Origin of the sequence: Bartonella sp. MU70NMGDW, assembly GCF_042194085.1 — a bacterium.
In the GTDB taxonomy this organism is placed as follows: domain Bacteria; phylum Pseudomonadota; class Alphaproteobacteria; order Rhizobiales; family Rhizobiaceae; genus Bartonella; species Bartonella grahamii.
On the sequence record NZ_JBHIMK010000353.1, the window covers coordinates 1 to 1,185 of the forward strand.

Here is a 1,185-nt window from a genome sequence, read left to right on the forward strand (position 1 = left end):
ACCACAAGAACAAAGAACGGCGGTGTGATATGGAACAAAGAACAGCAGAATGGTTTCAAGCGCGCTTGGGTAAAGTCACCGCATCAAACATTTACAGCGTACTCAGTAAAACTACAAAAGGATTGCCTACGAGCAAATATGAAGACTACAAAATCAAACTCATAACAGAGCGCTTAACAGGCGAAACAAGCCCCTATTATGAAACTGAAGATATGAGATGGGGTATTGAGCATGAAGATGATGCCTTGAGAGAATATGGCTTCATTTATGATGCCGATATAACAAAATGCGGCTTTATCCAACACCCCACAATAGAAATGGCGGGGGCTAGCCCCGATGGTCTCATTGGAGAAGACGGTTTAATCGAAGTTAAATGCCCGAGATCAGTAACACATATGCGCTTTTGTATAGGTGACGAAATCAAACCAGAATATCACGCACAAATGCAATTCCAAATGGCTTGTACAGAACGAAATTGGTGCGATTTCGTAAGCTATGACCCACGTTTTACGGGGGAATTCTTTCACTTACGCATGAAAGTCAAGCGTGTTCTCCGTGATGATCAACAAATTGAACAGATCAATCAAGCTGTTGAAACCTTTTTAGCAGAGATAGAACGAGAGATAAAACAACTCTCAACAAAAGCTGCTTAACCTTATGGGGGTGTTTTGTTCCCCGCATATCTACAAGCACCCCCACCCTTCTTAACACTTTCAAGTAATGCGTGATTCACGCCACACGTGAATTGCATCTCAATGTAAGGAGAAAAGATATGGCGCCTCGTCCAGCTGCTATAACGCAACCAGCCATTGCACGCGCTTTAAGAGAAGCTAAAAAACAAGGTTGTGAACTCGTAGAAATCAAACCTACCGGTGAACTGCTTATCTATCTTAAATCCGATATTCCACTACCAAATTCAGTTAACCACCCAGACAAACTTTTAGATTTGTCAAAGAATGAATATTACGAAACCGCACTCTCTAAGATGTAAAATACCATGCCTAAACCACGTCCTCCTCATCTCGTTAAACAAATTACTCAACATGGCAAAATTGTATGGTATGTACGTATTGGTCATGGCAAACGCATTAGAATACGCGGTACCTATGGAACGCAAGAGTTTGTTGATAACTACAAAAGCGCACTTGCCGAGTTACAAGGGCTTATACTTCCTAAATCAAAAAC

2 protein-coding genes and 1 pseudogene are annotated in these 1,185 nt (G+C 41.5%); all 3 read left to right on the plus strand.

All coding sequences use genetic code 11. The annotated features are described in order from the left end of the window. Window positions 1-29: 29 nt before the first annotated feature. Window positions 30-653, plus strand: a complete 624-nt coding sequence (locus ACFIKE_RS10940) for a lambda exonuclease family protein (protein ID WP_375649943.1) — start codon at window positions 30-32, stop codon at window positions 651-653. Window positions 654-772: 119 nt separating this feature from the next. Further along, a complete protein-coding gene (locus tag ACFIKE_RS10945; RefSeq protein WP_273791657.1) occupies window positions 773-991 on the plus strand; it encodes a hypothetical protein in 219 nt (72 codons plus the stop codon). 6 nt (window positions 992-997) lie between these two features. After that, window positions 998-1,185 (plus strand): annotated as a pseudogene (locus ACFIKE_RS10950) (integrase); the annotation flags it as partial.